Here is an 18363-nt window from a genome sequence, read left to right as displayed (position 1 = left end):
CAGCCCGGAATGGCTGCGCGAACTGCGTCGGTCGGCGAAAGCGTCAGGATGCAACGGAAACAATACGGGCGCCGCCGGCCTGAGCGGCTGGCGGCAAGTGCGATGCGGGACAGGCGGAGCCGGCTCAGTCCGAACCGCTTTCCAGCCTGGCGCGGATCTCGCGCGCGGTCTCGAGCAGGCCCTCATAGCCGGAGCGCGCATGCTCGGGCAGGTCCGGGTCGCCCACCAGGGTACCGAGGGTCTCGATGATGCTGTAGACCAAGCCGCGTGCGGCACCGCTGGCGATGCTGTTGGTCTCCACGGCGCTGCTGATATGGTCCAGCGCATCGCTCAGGTGGTCCACGTCCGGCGCCTGGCCGGGCTCGGGCTGCGAAGGCTTGCGGGGATCGGTGTTCATGTCGATGACCTAGTCAGTGGCGCAGGATGCAAGATTGGCCCGCTGGCGCCGCCCGCGAACCGCTTTCTATTCTACGCGCACGCCACTCGCATCCGGCACCCGCGACGCACGCATAAGTGCATTTTATGACACACCCTTTCGTGTGCCGCGAGCGATTGCCCGAATCTCTCGGCGCCATAGAAAATAAGCATTTCAATGAATCCCCCGATTGCAGCAGAATCATTTCCGTGCCGGCGCCCTTTCGAGTGTTGCCAGGCCGGTCTTGAAAATCGGCAAACTGGTAACATATCGGCAGCACCGGGCGCGGCAGCGGCCCCCACAGCCTGTTTGCGGCTGCGGAGGCGGCCCGACGGGTCCGCGCAATCTCGTGTAAGGTAACGGTTCGGCCCTCCGAAGTCTCCAGCCTTCAACATAAACAGAGCGAAACCAGAGGTTTTCCGCCATGAGCGAACAAATCAAGTATGTGAGCGACGCCTCCTTCGACGCTGACGTCCTCCAGTCCGACAAACCCGTCCTGCTCGATTTCTGGGCGGAATGGTGCGGCCCCTGCAAGATGATCGCGCCGATCCTGGACGAAGTCGCCAAGGACTACGGCGACAAGCTGCAGATCGCCAAGATCAATGTCGATGAAAACCAGCAGGTGCCGGCCAAGTTCGGCATCCGCGGCATCCCGACGCTGATCCTGTTCAAGAACGGCGCGGTCGCGGCCCAGAAGGTCGGCGCGCTGTCCAAGTCGCAACTGACCGCCTTCCTCGACGGCAACCTGTAAGCTGCGCGCCGGGACCTGACCCACGGTCCCGGTTTTGCCACGATCCGACGTGCGTGCGCCACATCCTGGCGCGCCGGTCGGATTGTGCTAAGATGCCACCAACAACTCCCCGAGCGTTCGCTCATTTCCCCCCTTCCCTTTAGGTCTCGCCCGTCCGGGCCCATCTGTACCCCTCGTCTATGCACCTGACAGAACTCAAATCGCTTCACGTGTCTGCGCTTCTCGAAATGGCGGCTACGCTCGAGATCGACAACGCACAACGGATGCGCAAACAGGAACTGATGTTTGCGATCCTGAAGAAGCGCGCCAAGATGGGCGAAACCATCTTTGGAGACGGCACGCTCGAGGTGCTGCCCGACGGCTTCGGCTTCCTGCGCTCGCCCGAAACCTCGTATCTGGCCAGCACGGATGACATCTACATCAGCCCGTCCCAGATCCGCCGTTTCAACCTGCACACCGGCGATTCGATCGAGGGTGAAGTGCGTACGCCCAAGGACGGCGAACGCTACTTTGCACTGGTCAAGGTGGACAAGGTCAACGGGCAGCCGCCTGAAGCGGTCAAGAACCGCATCATGTTCGAGAACCTGACGCCGCTGCACCCGAACCGGCCGCTCACGCTCGAACGCGATATCAAGGCTGAAGAAAACATCACCGGCCGCATCATCGACATGATCGCGCCGATCGGCCGCGGCCAGCGCGCGCTGCTGGTGGCATCGCCCAAGTCCGGCAAGACCGTGATGCTGCAGCACATCGCCCACGCGATTGCCAACAATCATCCGGAAGCCGACCTGTTCGTGCTGCTGATCGACGAGCGCCCGGAAGAAGTGACCGAGATGATGCGCTCGGTGCGCGGCGAAGTGGTTGCGTCGACCTTCGACGAACCGGCCATCCGCCACGTCCAGGTTGCCGAAATGGTGATCGAGAAGGCTAAGCGCCTGGTTGAACTGAAGCGCGACGTGGTGATCCTGCTGGACTCCATCACCCGCCTGGCGCGTGCCTACAACACCGTGGTGCCGGCCTCGGGCAAGGTGCTGACCGGTGGTGTGGACGCCAACGCGCTGCAGCGCCCGAAGCGCTTCTTCGGTGCCGCGCGCAACCTGGAAGAAGGCGGTTCGCTGACCATCATCGCCACCGCGCTGATCGAAACCGGCAGCCGCATGGACGACGTGATCTATGAAGAGTTCAAGGGCACCGGCAACATGGAAGTGCACCTGGAACGCCGCCTGGCCGAGAAGCGCGTCTACCCGTCGATCAACCTGAACAAGTCGGGCACGCGCCGCGAAGAGCTGCTGATCAAGCCGGAAATCCTGCAGAAGATCTGGATCCTGCGCAAGTTCATCTCCGACATGGATGAAGTGCAGGCGATGGAATTCATCATGGACAAGATGAAGGCCACCAAGAACAACGCCGAGTTTTTCGATATGATGCGCAGAGGCGGCTGAGCCCTCGCTGCAGCATCGCCGCAAGGCGGACAGGAAGGCGTGCCCCGGCACGCCTTTTTTGTTGCCCGACCTTTTGTTGCCGGACCATTTCACAGCGCACGGCGCTACGCCCATGCTCGGCAAACTGACCTCATTCCTGCGCACCCGCTCGCTGGCCCGCAAGCTGGAGCACTACGCCATCCCCGACGCGCTGTGGACGCGCACGGTCGCCACGCTGCCGTTCGTGCAGCGCTACGGCAGCGAAGACCTGGCGGCGCTGCGCGAGCTGGCCACGCTGTTCATCGCCGACAAGGAATACTCCACCGCGCACGACCTGCCGCTGGCCGACGACATGGTGGTCAGTGTTGCCGTGCAGGCCTGCGTGCCGATCCTGAAGCTGGGGCTGCCCTGGTACCGGGGCTGGCACGGCATCGTGCTCTACCCGGGCGAGTTCATCATCCGCCGGACCGTGCAGGACGAGATCGGCCTGGTGCACGGCGTGGTCGAGGAAGCCACCGGCGAGGCCTGGGAGCACGGGCCGGTGATCCTGTCATGGCCCGACGTGCACACCCCCGGGGCCGGCATCGACAGCGACCACGAACTGCCGGCCGATACCTACAACGTGGTCATCCACGAATTCGCCCACAAGCTGGACATGCTCGACGGCGAACCCGATGGCGTGCCGCCCTTCTCGCGCGTGCTGCACCCGGACATCGACGCGGAAGCCTGGGCCGAGACCTTCCTGACCGAGTACGACCGTTTTGCCGAGGCCTGGGACGCGCGCGACGAGGCCGACTGGGAGCATCCGGAGCGGCTGCCACCGGCGCTGCGCATCATCGACCCGTATGGGACCGAGGCGCCGAGCGAGTTCTTTGCCGTGACGTCAGAGGCTTTTTTTGTCGAGCCGACCGGGCTTGCGCGACACTGGCCGGTTGTATACCAATCGCTGGCCGCCTTCTATCGCCAGAACCCGGCCTCCATGTGATGTTTTTGCCGCAATTCTGCGCAATACTTTCTGTGCCGCACGTGGCGCAGGCTCTTCCCCAAGTATTTGTTTTTCTGCCATAATCCCGGTTTGCCCGTTACCGGCAAGTGGTTCGTTCGTCGCCGCGCCATGCACGCTCTCGCCCTCGGCAGAGAACAGCGGATTGCAACGGACTGGCTACCCAACCAGAAAGGACTCATCATGAAAGAAGGCATTCACCCGAATTATCGCGAAGTCGTGTTCCAGGACATGTCCAGCGACTTCAGCTTCATCACCCGCTCGACCATCCAGACCAAGGACAAGATCGTGAAGGACGGCAAGGAATACCCGCTGGCCAAGATCGAAGTCTCGTCGGAATCGCACCCGTTCTACACCGGCACCCAGAAGATCATGGACACGGCCGGCCGCGTGGAAAAGTTCCGCCAAAAGTTCGGCAACAAGCTGGGCAAGGCTGCGAAGTAATCGCTTTCAGCGAACCCCGCTTCGCAAGGCCTGCGGACAGATGCTCCGGGGCCTGTGCGAAACAGCAAAGAGGCAGCATCGGCTGCCTCTTTGCTTTTGTGCCGGACCATGACCGGTACCGCCGCATTCATTGGATTTACCCCACACCCCGTGAGGCTTCCACGCCATGCCACGGCCCGCGTGGCCGCCGCATGCGCGATACTGTGGCCTTCGCGCCATTGCGCCACGGCCCGACCTGAGCATCGATGCGTCAAGCCAATACCTCACCCGTCCAGTTGACCGCTGCCGCGACCGGCGCCCTGCCGCGCGCGCTGCTGCTGGCGATCTGCATCATCTATGGCCTGGTCGGCCTGTTCGGCCGCGATCCGTGGAAGAACGAGGACGCTGCCGGCTTTGGCGTCATGTGGCAGCTGGCCACCGGCAACCTGCACGACTGGCTGATGCCGAATATCGTCGGCCGCCCGTACAGCGAGGACGGCCCGCTGGTGTTCTGGATCGGCGCGCTGATGATTCGCGGCTTCGGCAACTGGCTGAGCGCGGCCGACGCCGCCCGGCTGGCCACGGCACTGTTCTTCTTCGCGACCTGCGCCTGCATCTGGTACACCACCTACCTGCTGGGCCGGCGCGACGAGGTCCAGCCATTTGCCTATGCCTTCGGCGGCCAGCCCAACGCGCGCGATTACGGCCGCACGCTGGCCGACGGCGCGCTGCTGATCTTCCTGGCCTGCGTGGGCCTGGCCGTGCGCGGGCACGAGACCACGCCGCAGGTCGGCCAGGTCGCCTTTATCGCTCTGGCCCTGTACGGCATGGTGCGCAGCCTCGACAAGCCAATCCAGGGCAGCCTGATCTATGGCGCCGCGCTGGGCGGGCTGGCGCTAGCCAGCGGGCCCATGCTGCCGCTGGCGCTGCTGGGCGGCAGCGCGGTCTGCGCGCTGGTGTGCAAGCCGCTGCCGTGGCGGCGCCTGGCCGCCATCGGCATTCCGCTGGCGCTGCTGACAGTGTCGGCGTGGCTGGCGGCCGCCTACTTCGGCGCAGCCGACCGCGACGAGGCGGTGACCTTTATCCGCGAATGGTCGCGCTATGACCGCCGCAGCTACGGTTCGCCCAATATGGCGACCTTCGGCTTCAATATGCGCAACCTGTTCCTGTACACGTGGCCGGTCTGGCCGATCGCGGGCTGGGCCTGGATCGCGTGGACCGGCATGCGCCGCGCACCCCATGTGGCGACGCCGCTGGCGCTGCTGCTGCCGGTGCTGGTGCTGCTGTTCCTGCAGCGCAGCGCCGGCGACGTGCAGTTCATCCTGCTGCTGCCGCCGATGGCCGTGCTGGCCGCATTCGCGCTGCCCACGCTGGCGCGCGGCGTGATCAACGCGATCGACTGGTTCGCGCTGCTGTTCTTCACCATCTTCGGCGGCACGGTCTGGTTCATGTGGATCGCCAAGACCACCGGCTGGCCGCCGCGCATCGCGCGCAATGTCTTCCGCCAGCTGCCCGGCTACCAGCATGAGTTCACCATCGCCGCGGTGGTGTTCGCGCTGGCGGCCACGGTCGCGTGGGTGCTCATCGTGCGCTGGCGGCTGTCGCGCGCGCCCAAGCAGATCTGGCGCCCGGTGGTGATTTCCGCCGCCGGCACCACCCTGATGTGGGTCATGGCAATGACGCTGTGGCTGCCCTCGATCAACTACGGCAAGACCTACCGCGACGTGGCCCAGGCCGCGGCGATGGCGCTGCCGCCTGCCTATCAGTGCGTCCAGCCGATCCGCATGGGCGATGCGCAGCTGGCATCGTTTGCCTATTTCGGCCATATCCGCTTTGGCGGCCCCAACGACGGCTGCGACGTGCTGCTGCGCCATGACTCGGTCGACTATGGCGAGCCGGGCAGTATCTCGCATTTCGAGTGGCGGCTGATCTGGGAAGGCCGCCGTCCCGCGGACCGCGACGAGCGCTTCCGCATGTATCGGCTGGTCGATACCGCGCGCGCCGTCCATCCGCGCCCCGACCTGCCGCGGCGCCGCCTGCCGCGCCAGCCCTGAGCCCTTTCCGGCGTCACCACCACCGCAGCGCCTGTCGCGCCATCGAACCATTCCGGCCGCGGCGGCTGCGGGGCTGACCATCCAGCCCTGACCAAGCCTGCCGAGCCCTGAATGACCCTGTTCCAAGATCTTCGCCGTATCGCCGGCCTGGCCGGCCCAGTGCTGGCCGGCCAGCTTGCCGTTATCGCCTTTGGCGTCATCGATACCGTGATGGCCGGGCGCGCTTCGGCGACCGACCTGGCCGCCGTGGGCCTGGGCGGCTCGATCTACGTCACCATCTATATCAGCCTGATGGGCGTATTGCAGGCGCTGTCGCCCATCGCCGGGCAGCTATATGGCGCCGGCCGCATCGAGGCGATCGGCGCCGAGGTCCGGCAGGCCGCATGGCTGGGCGCCGCACTGGCGATTCCGGGCGTGCTGCTGCTGGCCTTCCCGGCCCCGCTGCTCGCTTTCGCCAAGGCACCGCCCGAACTGGTCGAGAAAGCCACCGCCTACCTGCATTTCGGTGCCTTCGGGCTGCCGGCGGCGCTGGGTTTCCGCATCTACTCGGCGCTGAACAATGCGCTGTCACGCCCGGTCATGGTGACGGTGCTGCAGATTGGCGGGCTGGCGCTGAAGGTGCCGCTCAATGCCTGGTTCATCCACGGCGGCCTGGGCGTGCCGGCCTTGGGCGGCCCCGGCTGCGGCCTGGCCTCGACGCTGATCAGCTGGGCCTGGTGCATCGCCGGGCTGCTGATCCTGCGCTACGGCAGCGCCTATCACCCGCTGCGGATCTTCAGTACCTGGAGCTGGCCGGCTGCTGGCCCGCTGCGCGCGCTGCTGCGGCTGGGCCTGCCGATGGGCCTGACCTACCTGATCGAGATCACCTCGTTCACGCTGATGTCGATCTTCATCACGCGCCTGGGCACGGTGACGCTGGCCGGGCACCAGATCATCGCCAACCTGGGCGCGGTGGCATACATGCTGCCGCTGTCGCTGGGGATTGCCACTTCGACGCTGGTGGCACAGCATCTCGGCGCGCGCGACCTGGCCGGCGCCAGCCGCCTTGCCTGGCGCGGTATCCGCATAGCGGTGACGCTGGCGGTGCTGACCGGTGCCCTGCTGTGGCTGCTGCGCAAGCCGGTGCTGCATGCCTACGCGAGCGATCCCGCGGTGGTCGCGGCAGCGCTGCCGCTGGTGCTGTTCGTGGCGTTCTACCAGGGCTTCGACGCCGTGCAGGTGATGACGGCGTTTATCCTGCGCGCGTACAAGATCGCGCTGATTCCGACGCTGATCTACGCCGGCTCGCTGTGGGGCATCGGACTGGGCGGGGGTTATGTGCTGGGCTTCGGGCTGATCGAGGGCATGCCCGCCTTCACGCGCGGCGCCAGCGGCTTCTGGCTGGCCAACAGCATCAGCCTGGCGATTGCAGGCGTGCTGCTGGTGCGGTATTTCAGCCGGGTCAGCAAGGATCCGGAAAACTGACTCTGACACTGGCCGCTCGCAAGGGCGGTGGCCCGCAATTTCAGTAGCCGAAAAAGAAAAACGCCCGCTTGCGCGGGCGTTCTAATTTGGCGGAGTGGACGGGACTCGAACCCGCGACCCCCGGCGTGACAGGCCGGTATTCTAACCGACTGAACTACCACTCCATAGTCGGTGCCGACTGGAGCCTTGGCTCCGGACGACTGGCTGGGCGTTTGATTACGCCCTGCTGTTTTGGCGTCCCCTAGGGGATTCGAACCCCTGTACTCACCGTGAAAGGGTGATGTCCTAGGCCTCTAGACGAAGGGGACAGAAACTTGTTTTACAACGCGTTTTCTGTCTTGCGCTGGAAAGTCCACCATTATAGCGGGCTTTTTCGCGCCTGGGAAGCTTCTTTTCAGACGCTTCCCAAATTCTGGTGGAGCTAAGCGGGATCGAACCGCTGACCTCTTGCATGCCATGCAAGCGCTCTCCCAGCTGAGCTATAGCCCCGTAATCCGGTACTGCTGGACGGTTACTGCTGGAACCACCTTCGCTGTCTGCCGCTTACCGCAGCATTTGCAGCGAAGACAGGATTATATAGCGAATTTCGCAACGAATGCAACATTTTTTATTGCGTTTGCAGCGATTAACGACATAATCCCTCACCCAAAGAAAAACCCGCATGGTGCAAACCATGCGGGTCTAGTTTTGGCGGAGTGGACGGGACTCGAACCCGCGACCCCCGGCGTGACAGGCCGGTATTCTAACCGACTGAACTACCACTCCTTAGTCGGCTGCCGTTTCAAGCTAATGCTTGAGACGACATGCTGGACGTCTGATTACGCCCTGCTGTTATGGCGTCCCCTAGGGGATTCGAACCCCTGTACTCACCGTGAAAGGGTGATGTCCTAGGCCTCTAGACGAAGGGGACAGAAACTTGTCTTTCAACACGTTCCGTCTGGCGCCATCCGAAAAAACCTGGATGACACCTAAATCTTGGTGGAGCTAAGCGGGATCGAACCGCTGACCTCTTGCATGCCATGCAAGCGCTCTCCCAGCTGAGCTATAGCCCCATGGTACTGCCATTTACTGCAACTTGCTGCGTTTTCGCCTGATTTAACTACCGTTTCAAGCGAAGCCAAGATTATATATCAACCACTAATCTTTGCAAGCTCCCGTTTCAGCTTTTTTTCGCTTTCCCGTCACTTCAAAAATCAGTTCGGAGATTGCGAAGATCCTTGCGGATCAGCCAGCCCGCTTGGTCAGGGACCGCGCTGCAGGGAGAAAGAGATTATGCGCAAGTCCGGCCCGGAGCGCAAGCCCCCGGCGCGGACTTTTTCACGACTTTTTATGCAGCCGCCGCCAGGCGGCGCAGCACCGTGTCACGGCCGAACAGTTCCAGCACCGCGTCGATGCCCGGCGTCTGCAGCTGGCCGGCCACCAGCAGGCGCACGGGCATGGCCAGCTTGGGCATCTTCAGGCCGAACTCGGCCAGCACCGCCTTGAAGGTGGCGTTGATGGCTTCGCGCTTCCATTCCGGCAGCGCGGCCAGCTGAGTGGCCAGCGCTGCCAGCGCGGGCTGGATCTCCGGGGTCAGGTGCTCGGCCTTGAGTGCGGCATCCGCCTGCGGCTCGCCGCGATAGAACAGCAGCGCCGCCTGCGCGACTTCCTTCAGCGTATTGGCGCGGTCCTTCACCAGCGCCACCACGCCGGCCAAGTCCGCCCCTTCCACCTTGCCGCCGAGCGCCTCGATGAACGGCTGCGTCAGCGTGGCCAGGCGCTGGTTGTCGCCGACCTTGATGTAGTGGTTGTTCAGCCAGGCCAGCTTCTCGGGGTTGTACTGGGCGGGCGACTTGCCCAGGTGCTCCAGGTCGAACCATTCAACGAACTGCTCGCGCGAGAAGATCTCGGCGTCGCCGTGGGCCCAGCCCAGGCGCGCCAGGTAGTTCAGCACGGCTTCGGGCAGGTAGCCCTCGTCGCGGTAGCCGGTCACGGCCATGGCGCCATGGCGCTTGCTCATCTTCTCGCCCTGCTCGTTGAGCACGGTCGGCAGGTGGGCGTAGACCGGCGGCGTGCCGCCCAGCGCGCGGATGATGTTGATCTGGCGCGGGGTGTTGTTGACGTGGTCGTCGCCGCGGATCACGTGCGTGATCTTCATGTCGAGGTCGTCCACCACCACGCAAAAGTTATAGGTAGGCGTGCCGTCCGGGCGCGCGATCACCAGGTCGTCGAGCTCGTCGTTGGAGATCTCGATGCGGCCCTTGACCGCGTCGTCCCACACTACGCTGCCGCCGATCGGGTTCTTGAAGCGGATCACCGGATCGACGCCCGCCGGCGGCTCGGGCAGGACCTTGCCCGGCTCGGGACGCCAGAAGCCGTTGTAGCGCGGCTTCTCGCCGCGCTCGCGCTGGGCTTCGCGCAGCGCGTCCAGTTCTTCGGTGCTCATGTAGCAGCGGTAGGCCAGGTCGGACTCGACCATCTGCGCCACCACCTCGCGATAGCGGTCCATGCGCTTCATCTGGTAGAACGGGCCTTCGTCGATATCCATCTCCAGCCAGGCCATGCTTTCCAGGATCACGTCAACCGCTTCCTGCGACGAACGCTCAACGTCGGTGTCTTCGATGCGCAGGATGAAGTCGCCCTGCATGCGGCGGGCGAAGGCCCAGGGATAGAGCGCTGAGCGGATATTGCCGAGGTGGATAAAACCGGTCGGGCTCGGCGCAAAGCGGGTGCGGACGCGTTGGGTCATGGTCAGGGGCAGAAACAAGAAAGCCCGCGCGCAGCGGCGCGCAGGCTGGTGTATGTGCAGGCCTTGCATTATACCAACGCGCATCCCTCGCCTCGCCCGGCGTGCCGGCGCCGCGCGGAATCATTTATGCTTGCGCCGGTCTGAGGTGATGCCGGTGATTCAGGCAAGGCGATGCCAGCCCCCATGGAGGAGCGCCCGCATCACATCCCTGTATCCGCCGGTCCTACCTGGTTACTGATCCCGCTTCATGCAACGACGTCATTTCCTCGGCATCTCCGCGGCCGCCCTGCTGGCGGGCTGCTCGTTCGGCCCGCATCCCGCGCCGCCGCTCGCCACCACCCCGCCCGCACCACGGCCCGTCAAGATTGGCCTGGCGCTGGGCGGCGGCGCGGCACGCGGCTTTGCCCATATCGGCGTGATCAAGGCGCTCGAAGCGCAAGGCATCCATGCCGACCTGGTCACTGGCACCAGCGCCGGCGCAGTCGTGGCGGCGCTTTACGCCAGCGGACTGAATGGCTTCCAGCTGAACAAGCTGGCGCTGACCATGGACGAAGCCGCCATCGCCGACTGGGCCCTGCCCTTCGGCACCCGCTTCGGCGGCTGGCTCAAGGGCGAGGCGCTGCAGAACTACATCAACCGGCTGGTGCAGAACCGGACGATCGAGGCCATGAAGCTGCCGCTGGGCATTGTCGCCACGGACCTCAAGAGCGGCGAGAAGATCCTGTTCCGCCGCGGCAACACGGGCCAGGCCGTGCGCGCGTCGAGCAGCGTGCCCGGCGTGTTCCAGCCGGTGTCGATCCAGGGGCACGACTATGTCGACGGCGGCTTGGTCGAGCCGGTGCCGGTGGATTCCGCGCGCAGCATGGGCGCGGACTTTGTCATCGCGGTCAATATCTCGGCCGACCCGTCGGCGCAGAAGAACGCCGGCCAGAGCGGCGTGCTGCTGCAGACCACCGCGATCATGGGCCAGTCGATCAACAAGATGGCACTGGCGCGCGCCGACGTGGTGATCCGCCCCGAGCTGCCCGATATGGGCGGCAGCGACTTCAACGCCCGCAACCGGGCCATACTGGCCGGCGAACAGGCCACCACGGCGGTGATGGCAACGCTGCGGCAGCAGCTGGAACAGGCCCGCCTGACGCCGGCCGGAACGGTCGCAGCGCAATAACCCGGGAGGCCACGCCTCGCCAACGCAAAAAGGACTGCCGCAGCAGTCCTTTTTGCTTGAAGCGCGCCGAAGCCTCAGCCGCCGTACAGCGATGCGCGGGCGACCTTGGGGTCGTAGCGCTTGAGCGTCTCGACCATGTCGCCGAGGCCATCGGCACCGCCCTCCTTGCCATCCTCGATGCGGCGGGCGCCGTTGTAGCGGGTCACCCAGTAAGCTGCACGCATGTCGTCGACACGGATCTTGCTGCCCGTGGACGGGGCATGCACGAACTTGTTGTCGCCGATATAGATGCCGACGTGCGAGAAGGTCTGACGCATGGTGTTAAAGAACACCAGGTCGCCCGGACGCAGGTCGGTGGCCGCCACGGTGGTGCCGACACGGCTGATTTCGACAGAGCGGCGCGGCAGCATGAAGCCGAAGGTGTCCTGGAATACGTAGCGGACAAAGCCGCTGCAGTCCAGGCCGGATTCGGGGCTGTTGCCGCCGAAGCGGTAACGCACGCCAATCAGGCCCAGCGCATTCATGACCAGGTCGCCAGCCTTGCTGGCAACATTGCTGGTGGAATTCACCACCGACGACAGCAAGCCGCGCTTGCCTTCCGTATGCGAGTCCGCAGCGTGGGCCGAGGCATCGATACGGGCGTCGGCATCCTTGAATACCGTATCCGCCAGCACTCCATTCGACACAGCCGCACCGCAGGCAATGGCAATTCCGACGGCGGCACGCGCCAGGGAATGAAGTACCGATCGCTGCATTGGTTCTCCCGTTGATCGTTCCAAAGCAAGCCCCGGCACAAGTCCGGGGCGGGCTGGGTATCTGTGAAATTCGCGTGAACTTCGCGAGGAATTCTTGTGAACCTGCGGGGTGAACCCTATGCAACATCCGGACCAGGCTTACCTGGCCTGTCTTGCACCGCAAACGTGCCGTGCACGATCCAATGCGTCGGACGGACCACCCCCAAAACTAGTTCTCGCGGGATGGTAAAGGGTTGTCATTCACATGTCAAAGTTCGTTACAAATTCGCCGGATTTGACTGGCGAATCAACGATATAGGCGGGATTTCGCATCTTGTTTGTCGGATTAGTCCGAGCAACCGGATGCTAGCCAGGCGGGGCCGCGGCGTTGATGCGCCGCACATTTTCGGGTCAGGCCGCGCCGACCTGCGCCGCCGCCATCAGCTTGCGCGTATAGGGGTGCTGGGGTGCGCCCAGCACCGCTTCGGTGTCGCCGGCCTCGACCACCTCCCCCGCCTTCATCACGAAAACCCGATGCGCCATGGCACGGATCACCGCCAGGTCATGGCTGATGAACAGGTAGGTGAGGTTGTACTTGTGCTGCAGCTGGGACAGCAGCGCCAGCACCTGCTGCTGGATCGACACGTCCAGGGCCGAGGTGGGCTCGTCCAGCACCAGGATCTGCGGCTTGAGGATCAGCACCCGGGCAATGGCGATGCGCTGCCGCTGCCCGCCCGAGAATTCATGTGGATAGCGGCCCAGCGCGGTACGGTCCAGGCCGACCTCGCGCAGGGCTTCGATCACGCGCTGGCGCGTGCCCTCGCGCGACAGGCCGGGCTGGTGCAGCGCTAGGCCTTCGCCGACGATCTGCTCGATGGTCATGCGTGGCGCCAGCGAGCCGAACGGGTCCTGAAACACCACCTGCATGCGCGCGCGCAACTGGCGGCGATCGTCGCGCGTGGCGGTGTCGAAGCTGCGGCCCAGGAAATGGATGGTGCCGCCGCTCTTGCGCTGCAGCGCGAGCACGGTATGCGCCAGCGTGGTCTTGCCCGAACCGGACTCGCCGACGATGCCGACGGTCTCGCCCTCGCGCAGCTGGAAGTCCACGTCCTTGACCGCCGCGAACTGGTCCTTGCCGAACCAGCCGGCCAGCCCGCGGCGCTTGCGCGCGTAGTTGACGCTCAGCTTGCGCGCTTCCAGCAGCACCGGCGCCAGCGGCACCAGCGGCAGCACCTCGCGCCTGGGGCGGCTGTCGATCAGCTTGCGGGTGTAGGGGTGCTGGGGGGCGGCAAACACCTGCGCGGTCTCGCCGGTCTCGACCAGCACGCCCTTCTCCATCACGCCCACGCGCTGGGCAAAGGAACGCACCAGGTTGAGGTCATGGGTGATCAGCATCACCGCCATGCCGAACTCGGCCTGCAGGTCGCGCAGCAGGTCCATGATCTGGGCGCGGATGGTCACGTCCAGCGCCGTGGTCGGCTCGTCGGCCAGCAGCAGCTTGGGGCGACAGGCCAGCGCCATGGCGATCATGGCGCGCTGGCGCTGGCCGCCCGAGAGCTGGTGCGGAAAGCTGTCGAAGCGGTGCGCGGCGTCGCTGATGCCGGTGCGCTCCAGCAGCGCGATGGCGCGCTCGCGCGCGGCGCGGCGGTCCAGGCCCTCGTGCAGCGCCAGAGTCTCGACGATCTGGTTGCCGATGGTGTACAGCGGGTTGAGCGCCGTCATCGGCTCCTGGAAGATCATCGCGATCTCGGCGCCGCGGATGCCGCGCATCTCGCGGTCCGACACCGCCAGCAGGTCCTTGCCCTCGAAGCGGATGGCGCCGTCGTAGTAGGCGTCCTCCACCAGCCGCAGCATCGCCAGCGCGGTCACGGTCTTGCCCGAGCCCGACTCGCCCACCAGCGCGTAGCGCTCGCCCGCGCGCAGGTCGAAGCTGACTTCGCGCACGGCACGGGTGGCGTGCTCGCCGTGGCCGAAGGTGACAGAAAGCTTGTCGACGCACATCAGCGTGGAACCGGGTGCCGGCGCCGCGGCCGGCGCCACGGCCGGCTGGATCACGGGAGACACCGCGGTCATGGCGTGGCCTCCGGTGCTGCCCCGGTTGGCGCGCCGGCCGGGATCTTGGGTTCGACCCGGCCGCGCAGCGCCGCCAGGCCCAGGCGGGTATCGAAGGCATCGCGCAGCGCGTCGCCCATGAAGGTCAGCAGCAGCAGCGTGACCACCAGCACCGCGAAGGTCGACAGCGAAATCCACCACGCATCCAGGTTGGCCTTGCCCTGCGCCAGCAGTTCGCCCAGGCTGGGCGTGGTGGGCGGCACGCCCATGCCGAGGAAATCCAGGCTGGTCAGCGCCAGGATGGCGGCGCTCATGCGGAACGGCAGGAAGGTGATCACCGGGGTCAGGCTGTTGGGCAGGATATGGCGCCACATGATCTGCACATTGGACAGGCCCAGCGCGCGCGCCGCCTTGACGTAGTCGAGCGAGCGGTTGCGGTAGAACTCGGCGCGCACGTAGTCGGACAGGCCCATCCAGCCGAACAGCGACAGCAGGATGATCAGCAGCGCCAGGCTGGGCTCGAAGATCGAGGCAAAGATGATCAGCAGATACAGCTCCGGCATCGAGCTCCAGATCTCGATGGCACGCTGCGAGAACAGGTCGAAGCGCCCGCCGAAAAAGCCCATCAGCGCCCCGGTCAGCGTGCCCACCAGCACCCCGATCACGGTCAGCGCCATGCCGAACAGCACCGACACGCGGAAGCCGTACAGCAGCCGGGCCAGGATGTCGCGGCCGCGGTCGTCGGTACCCAGCCAGTTCTCTGCCGACGGCGGCGCCGGGTTGGGCTCCTTGGCAAAGTAGTTGAGCGAGTCGTACGAATAATGATTCAGCGGGAACACCGCGAAGTTGCCGTTGGTGGTGATGCGGTCGCGGATATACGGATCGAGGTAGTCCGCGGGCGTGGCGAAATCGCCGTCGAAGGTGGTTTCCGGGTAGACCTTGACGATGGGGAAATACCACTCGCCCTTGTAGTGCACCACCAGCGGCCGGTTGCTGGACAGCAGCTCGGCGCCCAGGCTCAGCACGAAGATGACCACGAAGATCACCAGGCTCCAGTAGCCGCGCCTGTTGCGGCGAAAGCGCTGCCAGGCGCGCTGGCGCGGCGAGGGCGAATGCGGCAGCCCGTTGGGGGCCGCGTGCGTGAACAGTTTCATCGGTGCAAGCCCTCGAAATGGATGCGCGGGTCCACCAGCACGTAGCAGACATCGGAGATCAGGCGCGTGACCAGCCCGATCAGCGTGAACAGGTAGAGCGTGCCCAGCACCACCGGATAGTCGCGCCGCAGCACCGCCTCATAGGACAGCAAGCCCAGCCCGTCCAGCGAGAACAGCGTTTCGATCAGCAGCGAGCCGGTGAAGAAGGCACCGATGAACGCGGCCGGGAAACCCGTCACCAGCGGGATCAGCGCGTTGCGGAACACATGCTTCCACAGCACGCGGCGCTCGCCCAGGCCCTTGGCGCGTGCGGTCAGCACGTATTGCTTGCGGATTTCCTCGAGGAAGGCATTTTTGGTCAGCATGGTGACCACCGCGAAGCTGCCCACCACCGATGCCGTGATCGGCAGCACCAGGTGCCACAGGTAGTCCATCACCTTGCCCATCAGCGAGAGCTGCTCCCAGTTGTCGGAGGTCAGACCGCGCAGCGGGAACCACTGCACGAAGGTGCCGCCGCCGAACAGCACCAGCAACAGCACGCCCAGCACGAAGCCGGGGATGGCATAACCCACCAGCACGATGATGCTGGTCACGACGTCAAAGCGGCTGCCCGCGCGGATGGCCTTGGAGATGCCCAGCGGCACCGATATCAGGTAGGTCAGGAAGAAGGTCCACAAACCCAGGCTGACCGACACCGGCAGCTTGGACTTGACCAGCTCCCACACGCTGCGGTGCTGGAAATAGCTCTGGCCCAGGTCGAACCGGGCAAAGCGCTTGAGCATCAGGAAGTAGCGCTCCAGCGGCGGCTTGTCGAAGCCGTATAGGGCCTGGATCTCCTTGATCTTCTCGGGGTCGACGCCGCGGCGCCCGCGGTATTCGGCACCGCCGCCGCTGGCTTCGCCGGCGCCGCCCCGCCCTTTCAGTTCCATCATCATCTGTTCGACCGGGCCGCCCGGCACGAACTGGATCACCACGAAGGTCAGCGTGATGACCCCGATCAGCGTCGGGATCATCAGCAGAATGCGCTTGAGCAGGTAGGCAAGCATCAGCCGGTCCTCATCCTTGTCTTGGTCGCGGCGGGGCGCGTCAGCGCGCCTGCGCCTGCAGGTCCGTGCGCCACCAGTGGCTCAGGATCCAGCCTTCGGCCGTGTAGTAATACGGAAGGCGCTCCGGGTAGGCCAGCGTCTTGCGGTATGACACCCGGTGCGATGCGCTGTACCAGTTCGGCACGATGTAGTAGCCATGCATCAGCACCCGGTCCAGCGCCCGCCCGGCGGTGACCAGCTCCTGCCGGGTATGGGAGTGCAGCACGTTGTCCACCAGCTTGTCGACCACGGGCGACTTCAGCCCGAACAGGTTGTCCGAGCCCGGCGTGCCGGCCGCCTCGCTGGAGAAGCGGTCGCGCAGTTCGTTGCCGGGGCTTTGCGAGTCCGGGAAGCGGATCGACACCATGTCGAAGTCAAAATCCTCCAGCCGCTTCTGGTACAAGGCAAAGTCCGTGGTGCGCTGGTTCACCTGGATGCCGAGCTTCTCCAGGTTGCGCACATAGGTGGTGATGACGCGGCTCATGGCGCCGCCATCGTCAAGGAACTCGAACACCAGCGTCTCGCCCTTGGCGTTGCGCAGTGCGCCATCCGTATAGGTCCAGCCGGCCTGGGCCAGCAGGCGTCGTGCCTCGCGCAGGTTGTCGCGCAGCGAACGCGGCGCCGCGGTGCTGGGCTGGACCACGTCCGGGCCGAACACCTCTGGCGGCAATTCCGCGCGCAGCGGCTCAAGCAGCGCCATCTCGCCCGGGCCGGGGCGGCCGTCGAAGGTGGCGCTGGCGGCCAGTTCGCTGTTGGAAAACCAGCTGTCCAGCCGCTTGTAGGCGCCGTAGAACAACTGCCGGTTCAGCCATTCGAAGTCGAGCGCAAGGATCAGGGCCTGGCGCACGCGCACGTCCTGGAACACCGGCTTGCGCATATTCATCACGAAGCCCTGCATGCCGGCACCGTTGCGGTGCGGGAACTCGGTCTTCAGCAGCTCGCCGTTGCGAAAACGGGTGCCCTGGTAGCTCTTGGCCCAGTTCTTGGCCTTGTATTCGACGATGGCGTCGAACTCCCCTGCCTTGAAGGCCTCGAGCTTGGCGGTCTCGTCCTTGTATAGGCGGTAGGCCACGCGCGCGAAATTGAAGGTGCCGCGGCGCACCGCGAGATCCTTGCCCCAGTACTTCGGGTCGCGCTGGAAGATGATGCCGCGGCCGGCGTCATAGCGCTCGATCAGGTAGGGGCCGCTGGTGACCGGCGGCTCGAAGGTCAGCTTCTCGAACGGGACCTTGGCCGTCCATTTCTTCGAGAACACCGGCAGCGAGCCGACGATCAGCGGCAGTTCGCGGTTGCGCTGCTTGAATTCGAAACGCACCGTGCGCTCGCCGGCGACGATCACCGCCTTCACATCGGTACACATGCTGCGGTAGCCCGGGCTCGAGGCCTTGCTCATCAGCATGTCATAAGAATATTTGACATCCGACGCCAGCACCGGGTCGCCATTGGTGAAGCGCGCCTGTGGCCGGATGGTGAACGTGACCGACAATTCGTCCGGCGCTACCGTGATGTCCTCGGCGAGCAAGCCATAGGCGCTGGCGCTCTCGTCGGCGCTGCTGATCAGCAGCGACTCGAACATCAGCGCGTTCAGGCCGGGCGCTGACGTGCCCTTCAGCGTGAACGGATTGAACTTGTCGAAACTGGTGCGCCGGTCGGGATTGGCGAGTGTCAGCGTGCCGCCGGCGGGTGCATCGGGGTTGGCATAGTCGAATTGCCGGAAATCCGCCTGGTACTTCAGGTCCCCGTGCAGCGCGAAGCCATGCGCCGCCAGCGCCGGACTGGATAAGAGAGAGACCCCCGTCGCCAGCGCCATCGCCAGCCCGCTTGCGACCCAACCGCGCAGTACCGCATCCCGCCGGAAGCACTGCCATGCCGCCTGAAGCGGCCAACGTGCTTGAATAGGCATCCCGTTGG

At 65.1% G+C, this 18363-nt stretch carries 14 protein-coding genes and 6 tRNA genes; 7 read left to right on the top strand and 13 right to left on the bottom strand.

Annotated features, from left to right (window positions below; all coding sequences use genetic code 11):
- Positions 1-124 precede the first annotated feature (124 nt).
- Positions 125-397, bottom strand: coding sequence for a hypothetical protein (locus AC3WL8_RS33870; protein ID WP_013957248.1), 273 nt, complete (start codon positions 395-397; stop codon positions 125-127).
- Between the two features lie 442 nt (positions 398-839).
- Between AC3WL8_RS33870 and trxA the strand changes: the two genes are divergently transcribed.
- The 6 genes from trxA to AC3WL8_RS33840 all read left to right on the top strand — a co-directional run bounded on the left by trxA (position 840) and on the right by AC3WL8_RS33840 (position 7531).
- Positions 840-1166, top strand: a complete 327-nt coding sequence (gene trxA, locus AC3WL8_RS33865) for a thioredoxin TrxA (protein WP_010814265.1) — start codon at positions 840-842, stop codon at positions 1164-1166.
- 179 nt (positions 1167-1345) lie between these two features.
- Positions 1346-2608 carry a transcription termination factor Rho gene (gene rho / locus AC3WL8_RS33860; RefSeq protein WP_010814266.1) on the top strand — a complete coding sequence of 421 codons (1263 nt, stop codon included), beginning with the start codon at positions 1346-1348 and terminating at the stop codon, positions 2606-2608.
- A gap of 112 nt (positions 2609-2720) precedes the next feature.
- Positions 2721-3572, top strand: coding sequence for a M90 family metallopeptidase (locus tag AC3WL8_RS33855; RefSeq protein ID WP_211979888.1), 852 nt, complete (start codon positions 2721-2723; stop codon positions 3570-3572).
- Positions 3573-3773: 201 nt separating this feature from the next.
- Entirely contained in the window at positions 3774-4034 is a 261-nt protein-coding gene (locus AC3WL8_RS33850) for a type B 50S ribosomal protein L31 (RefSeq protein WP_010814268.1), read from the top strand.
- 245 nt (positions 4035-4279) lie between these two features.
- Positions 4280-6067 (top strand): ArnT family glycosyltransferase, encoded by a 1788-nt coding sequence (locus AC3WL8_RS33845; RefSeq protein WP_211979889.1) that lies wholly within the window; start codon positions 4280-4282, stop codon positions 6065-6067.
- A gap of 111 nt (positions 6068-6178) precedes the next feature.
- Entirely contained in the window at positions 6179-7531 is a 1353-nt protein-coding gene (locus AC3WL8_RS33840) for an MATE family efflux transporter (protein WP_492379730.1), read from the top strand.
- Positions 7532-7618: 87 nt separating this feature from the next.
- Here AC3WL8_RS33840 and AC3WL8_RS33835 read toward each other — a convergent pair.
- The 7 genes from AC3WL8_RS33835 to gltX form a co-directional block, all read right to left on the bottom strand.
- Positions 7619-7695 (bottom strand) — tRNA-Asp (locus tag AC3WL8_RS33835).
- A 68-nt stretch (positions 7696-7763) separates the two neighbouring features.
- A tRNA-Glu gene (locus tag AC3WL8_RS33830) sits at positions 7764-7839 on the bottom strand.
- Between the two features lie 105 nt (positions 7840-7944).
- A tRNA-Ala gene (locus AC3WL8_RS33825) sits at positions 7945-8020 on the bottom strand.
- Positions 8021-8219: 199 nt separating this feature from the next.
- Positions 8220-8296: transfer RNA gene (locus AC3WL8_RS33820), tRNA-Asp, on the bottom strand.
- 69 nt (positions 8297-8365) lie between these two features.
- Positions 8366-8441: transfer RNA gene (locus AC3WL8_RS33815), tRNA-Glu, on the bottom strand.
- Positions 8442-8507: 66 nt separating this feature from the next.
- Positions 8508-8583 (bottom strand) — tRNA-Ala (locus AC3WL8_RS33810).
- 275 nt (positions 8584-8858) lie between these two features.
- Positions 8859-10259, bottom strand: coding sequence for a glutamate--tRNA ligase (gene gltX / locus AC3WL8_RS33805; protein ID WP_211979891.1), 1401 nt, complete (start codon positions 10257-10259; stop codon positions 8859-8861).
- Between the two features lie 247 nt (positions 10260-10506).
- Here gltX and AC3WL8_RS33800 point away from each other — a divergent pair, with 247 nt between their 5' ends.
- Entirely contained in the window at positions 10507-11427 is a 921-nt protein-coding gene (locus tag AC3WL8_RS33800) for a patatin-like phospholipase family protein (protein ID WP_211979892.1), read from the top strand.
- A gap of 74 nt (positions 11428-11501) precedes the next feature.
- Here AC3WL8_RS33800 and AC3WL8_RS33795 read toward each other — a convergent pair whose 3' ends face one another.
- The 5 genes from AC3WL8_RS33795 to AC3WL8_RS33775 all read right to left on the bottom strand — a co-directional run bounded on the left by AC3WL8_RS33795 (position 11502) and on the right by AC3WL8_RS33775 (position 18355).
- Positions 11502-12182 carry a C40 family peptidase gene (locus tag AC3WL8_RS33795; protein WP_211979893.1) on the bottom strand — a complete coding sequence of 227 codons (681 nt, stop codon included), beginning with the start codon at positions 12180-12182 and terminating at the stop codon, positions 11502-11504.
- A 390-nt stretch (positions 12183-12572) separates the two neighbouring features.
- Positions 12573-14234 carry an ABC transporter ATP-binding protein gene (locus tag AC3WL8_RS33790; RefSeq protein ID WP_013957255.1) on the bottom strand — a complete coding sequence of 554 codons (1662 nt, stop codon included), beginning with the start codon at positions 14232-14234 and terminating at the stop codon, positions 12573-12575.
- Positions 14231-15367, bottom strand: coding sequence for an ABC transporter permease (locus AC3WL8_RS33785; RefSeq protein ID WP_013957256.1), 1137 nt, complete (start codon positions 15365-15367; stop codon positions 14231-14233). Before AC3WL8_RS33785 ends, AC3WL8_RS33790 begins: the two co-directional genes overlap by 4 nt.
- On the bottom strand, positions 15364-16413 hold the full coding sequence (locus AC3WL8_RS33780; protein WP_013957257.1) for a microcin C ABC transporter permease YejB: 1050 nt from the start codon (positions 16411-16413) through the stop codon (positions 15364-15366). The genes AC3WL8_RS33785 and AC3WL8_RS33780 overlap by 4 nt, the downstream gene beginning before the upstream one ends.
- A gap of 40 nt (positions 16414-16453) precedes the next feature.
- Positions 16454-18355: an extracellular solute-binding protein gene (locus tag AC3WL8_RS33775; RefSeq protein WP_211979894.1), complete on the bottom strand. Its 1902-nt coding sequence runs from the start codon at positions 18353-18355 to the stop codon at positions 16454-16456.
- Positions 18356-18363: the final 8 nt, after the last annotated feature.

Source organism: Cupriavidus sp. FW305-F7 (assembly GCF_058782875.1).
This window is presented reverse-complemented; position numbering and strand designations above follow the sequence as displayed.

Excerpts from the sequence above, each read along its gene's own strand:
- AC3WL8_RS33795 (WP_211979893.1), bottom strand. The coding sequence starts at position 12,182 with ATGCAGCGATCGGTACTTCATTCCCTGGCGCGTGCCGCCGTCGGAATT.
- AC3WL8_RS33775 (WP_211979894.1), bottom strand. The coding sequence starts at position 18,355 with ATGCCTATTCAAGCACGTTGGCCGCTTCAGGCGGCATGGCAGTGCTTC.
- AC3WL8_RS33855 (WP_211979888.1), top strand. The coding sequence starts at position 2,721 with ATGCTCGGCAAACTGACCTCATTCCTGCGCACCCGCTCGCTGGCCCGC.
- AC3WL8_RS33840 (WP_492379730.1), top strand. The coding sequence starts at position 6,179 with ATGACCCTGTTCCAAGATCTTCGCCGTATCGCCGGCCTGGCCGGCCCA.
- rho (WP_010814266.1), top strand. The coding sequence starts at position 1,346 with ATGCACCTGACAGAACTCAAATCGCTTCACGTGTCTGCGCTTCTCGAA.
- AC3WL8_RS33790 (WP_013957255.1), bottom strand. The coding sequence starts at position 14,234 with ATGACCGCGGTGTCTCCCGTGATCCAGCCGGCCGTGGCGCCGGCCGCG.
- AC3WL8_RS33785 (WP_013957256.1), bottom strand. The coding sequence starts at position 15,367 with ATGAAACTGTTCACGCACGCGGCCCCCAACGGGCTGCCGCATTCGCCC.
- AC3WL8_RS33780 (WP_013957257.1), bottom strand. The coding sequence starts at position 16,413 with ATGCTTGCCTACCTGCTCAAGCGCATTCTGCTGATGATCCCGACGCTG.
- gltX (WP_211979891.1), bottom strand. The coding sequence starts at position 10,259 with ATGACCCAACGCGTCCGCACCCGCTTTGCGCCGAGCCCGACCGGTTTT.
- AC3WL8_RS33800 (WP_211979892.1), top strand. The coding sequence starts at position 10,507 with ATGCAACGACGTCATTTCCTCGGCATCTCCGCGGCCGCCCTGCTGGCG.
- trxA (WP_010814265.1), top strand. The coding sequence starts at position 840 with ATGAGCGAACAAATCAAGTATGTGAGCGACGCCTCCTTCGACGCTGAC.
- AC3WL8_RS33850 (WP_010814268.1), top strand. The coding sequence starts at position 3,774 with ATGAAAGAAGGCATTCACCCGAATTATCGCGAAGTCGTGTTCCAGGAC.
- AC3WL8_RS33845 (WP_211979889.1), top strand. The coding sequence starts at position 4,280 with ATGCGTCAAGCCAATACCTCACCCGTCCAGTTGACCGCTGCCGCGACC.
- AC3WL8_RS33870 (WP_013957248.1), bottom strand. The coding sequence starts at position 397 with ATGAACACCGATCCCCGCAAGCCTTCGCAGCCCGAGCCCGGCCAGGCG.